Annotated in this window: 3 protein-coding genes; all 3 read left to right on the forward strand. The window is 71.7% G+C overall.

Features of this window, described 5'->3' with window-relative positions; translation table 11 throughout:
* A partial coding sequence (gene eccD, locus ADBZ6I_RS16525) for a type VII secretion integral membrane protein EccD (protein ID WP_526385757.1) occupies window positions 1-742 on the forward strand: 742 nt, incomplete at its 5' end.
* Window positions 739-2,427: a type VII secretion-associated serine protease mycosin gene (gene mycP / locus ADBZ6I_RS16530; protein ID WP_526385759.1), complete on the forward strand. Its 1,689-nt coding sequence runs from the start codon at window positions 739-741 to the stop codon at window positions 2,425-2,427. The genes eccD and mycP, both read left to right, overlap by 4 nt.
* Window positions 2,424-3,796, forward strand: a 1,373-nt coding sequence (gene eccE, locus ADBZ6I_RS16535) for a type VII secretion protein EccE (protein ID WP_526385761.1), incomplete at its 3' end; no start/stop codon positions are given. The genes mycP and eccE, both read left to right, overlap by 4 nt.

A 3,796-nucleotide genomic window follows, 5' to 3' on the forward strand; every position in this document is an offset into this window, starting at 1 on the left:
CGGCGGACTTGCTGCGGCCGTGCGGATGTGGCAACCGGTACCGGCGCAGCGGTTGGGAATGCTGACTCTGGTGGGGCTGCTATTTCTGATCAGCGCCGGTCCGACGGTCGCGCTGTGGGTGGGGCGAATCCGGCCGCCGCACTTCGGTTCCATCACCGGTCGGGACTTGTTCCGCCGCACCGACGGCATGCCCGTTGACGCCGTGGCCCCAGTCGACGAGGACGTCGAAGACGAGCCGAGTCCGGATGTCACGCCGCGCGGTGCGGTGATCGCCGAAGCGGCCCGCCGCGCCAACAGCGTCCTGACGGGAATCTGCGTCGGTGCGGCGATCGCGCTGCCGGTCGCGGTGTGGACCACGCTCATGCCGGGCCAGCCCCGGAGCACCGGCGCCGCTGTCCTGGCGCTGCTGTTCGTCTTGATCTACATCAGCCGCGGACGCTCCTTCGCCGATCGCCGTCAGGCGGTGGCGCTGGTGTGTGGTGCGGCGGCCGCGGTGTGTGCCGCGGTCGCCCGCTACGTGCTGCAAGCGCCCAGCGACGCCGTCGGGCCGCTGTTGTGGGGGACTGTGGTGCTCACCGGCTTCGCCGCGGCCGGCCTTGCCGCGGCATTGCTGGTACCCGTGACCCGGTTCACGCCCCTGGTGCGGATGGTCGCCGAATGGCTGGAACTGGCAGCCATCGTGGTGGCACTGCCCCTGGCGGCGTGGGTCGGCGGCCTGTTCGCCTGGGTGCGTATGCGATGACGGGCGCCAACGGGCGGGTCGTTGCGGCCGCGATGGTGGTACTGCTCACGGGCATGCTGTCGAACGCGCCCACCGCCGTGGCCATCGAGCCGCCAAACGTCGACCCGGCGCTGGTTCCGCCCGACGGCACTCCCGGTCCCGACGAGCCGATGCGCCAGAGCAACGTGTGTGCTCGCACCGTCACCGTCGCCGAGCCCAACGTCGGCCTGCCCGCGCCCGGCTTCGGCATGCTCAACATCGCCAAGGCCTGGCAGTACTCCACCGGGCATGGCGTGCCGGTGGCGGTGATCGACACCGGGGTCAACCCGACTCCCCGGCTGCCGGTGGTGCCGGGCGGTGACTACATCGAGGGCGGCGACGGCCTGACCGACTGCGACGCCCACGGCACCGTAGTGGCGTCGCTGATCGGTGCCGCCCCGATGGGCACACCGATGCCACCACCGATGCCACCGGCACCCGCCTTCCCGGCACTTCCCGGCGGGCCGCCGGCCACCAGTGGGCCGCTACCGCCAGGCAGTCCGGCACCGCCACCTGCCCCGCCGGCGCCCGTTCCCGCACCGGGCGAACCCGTTCCCGCGCCGGGCGAACCCGTTCCCGCGCCGGGCGAACCCGTCCCCGCGCCGGGCGAACCCGTCCCGGCCGACCAGCCCCCGCAAGTCGTCGTCCAGCCGTCCAACGGTCCGGCTGACCCGAACAGCGGCGACGTCCCCGAGGTGCCCCCGCCACCGCCCGGAGCCCCGGACGGCGTCGTCGGTGTCGCCCCGCACGCGACCCTGATCTCGATCCGCCAGTCGTCACGGGCCTACGAGCCGCAGAGCCCCGCCCCCGGTGACATCGAGGCTCGACGCAAAGCCGGCACCGTGGCGACGCTGGCGCGGGCGATCGTCCACGCGGCAAACCTTGGCGCCAAAGTCATCAATGTCAGTGTAACGGCCTGTGTTTCGGCTGCCGATCCGCTCGACCAGCGGTCCATCGGTGCGGCGGTGTGGTACGCCGCGACGGTGAAGGACGCGGTCGTCGTTGCGGCGGCGGGCAATGAGGGTGAGGACGGCTGCGCCCAGAATCCCGCCTTCGACCCTTTGGAGACCGACGATCCCCGTGACTGGCGGCACGTCAAGACCGTCTCCTCGCCGTCCTGGTTCTCCGACTATGTGCTCTCGGTCGGCGCCGTGGACAACAGCGGCGCACCGCTGAGCAAGAGTCTGGCCGGCCCGTGGGTGGCGGCAGCCGCCCCGGGTGTGGGCATCATGGGCCTGTCGCCGCAGACCGGCGGCCCGGTCAACGCCTACCCGCCGGTGCGTCCGGGCGAGAAGAACATCCCGTTCTGGGGAAGCAGTTTCTCCGCGGCCTACGTCAGCGGAGTGGCCGCGCTGGTGCGCGCCAAGTACCCCCAACTCACGGCTCACCAGGTGATCAATCGCATCCTGCAGACCGCGCACAACCCGCCGCGCGGGGTGGATAACCAGGTCGGCTACGGCGTGGTGGATCCGGTGGCGGCGCTGACGTTCGATGTCCCGCCGGGCGATCCGGTGGCGCCGCAGTCCCAGGCCCGGATCGTCACACCGCCGCCGCCCGCCGCCCCACCCGACCGCCGGGCGCGCACCGTCGCGCTGGTATTCGCCGGCGTGGTGGTCGCGGCGGTGACCGTGACCAAGCTCGTTGCCCGGGCCAGGAAGGCGCGATGACCGCTCTCATCCGGCTGGCGGTGATCGTCGGCGTCTTCGTCCTGACAGTCCTCGGCTGGGCGGCCGGCGGTTACGCCGGCGCAGCGCTCGGGCTGGTGTTCGGCCTGGCCCTGTTGGCGGTGCCCTGGCGGGGCCAACCGCTCTGGGCGTGGGCGGCGCTGTACCTGCGCCGCAATCGGCCGATCGTTCTCAGCGATCCGGTGACCGTCGCCAATGACCGGTCCGGCGGCGGTGTCCGCTACCAGGACGGTGTCGCCGTTGCCGCGGTGCAGTTGCTCGGAAAGCGTTATCAGCCGACCTATTTCACCGGATCGGCGGCCACCGAGACCGCCAACACCGTCGACGTCAGCGAGTTGCTGCCGCATCTGCACCAAACTCTGGGCCTAACCGTCGAATCGATGTCGGTGGTCAGCGCCGGCGCTCGCCGCCGCGCCACCGGCGACTATCCGCGGGTGTACGACACGCTGATCGGTACCCCGCCCTACGCGGGGCAGCGGGAGACCTGGCTGATCATCCGGATCCGCGCACTGGACAACGGCGACGCCCTGCAGTGGCGGTCAACCGTGGGCACCGCGACGCTTGCGGCGGCTCAGCGCATTGCGATGGCGATGCGCTGTAAAGGTATTCGCGCCAGGGTGGCGACGGCCACCGACATCGTCGAGTTGGAACGCCGACTCGGCCGGACCGCCCTGGAGCCGCACAACCGCCGGTGGACCAGTGTCCGCAGCGACGCCGGGTGGCAGACCACCTACGCCCTTCGCCCTGCCGACATCACCACCGAGGTGCTCGCCCAGGCATGGTCGTTGCGGGCCGACGGAGTCATCCAGAACCTGACGGTCTTCCCGGACGGCCGAGCATCGGCCACCGTCACTGTGCGCACCGCCCAGCCGCCCACCGCTCCGCCCGCTGTAGCCCTGCAGCCGCTGCCCGGCGAGCAGGCGCAGGCGATCGCCGCGAATCTGTGCGGACCCCGGCCGCCGCTGCGGCGGCTGGGCACCGCACCGCTGCGCCGCTCGGTGGTCATTCCGATCGGACCGTCGGGTGTTCTGCTCGGCAAAACCGCCGGCGGGGACCGTCTGCTCCTGCCACTCAGCGATCCGGGCGATCAGAGCCGCATCCACATCGCCGCCGACGACTCGATCGCCAAACGGATCGTCATCCGTGCCGCCGCTGCGGGCGAACGGGTCACCGTGCACAGCACCAACCTCACCCGCTGGGACACCGTACGGATGCCGAATATCGCCGTCCTGGAGCACCCCCGTCCGGCGTCGGGGACCACTACCAGCGTCATCGACGGGACAGTGCCGCCGGCACCGCGGCCCAACACGGTGATCTCGGTGGGCGCCCCCGGCGGTCCGATTCCGTCGTC

The organism is Mycobacterium sp., from assembly GCF_044342925.1.
Classification (GTDB): domain Bacteria; phylum Actinomycetota; class Actinomycetes; order Mycobacteriales; family Mycobacteriaceae; genus Mycobacterium.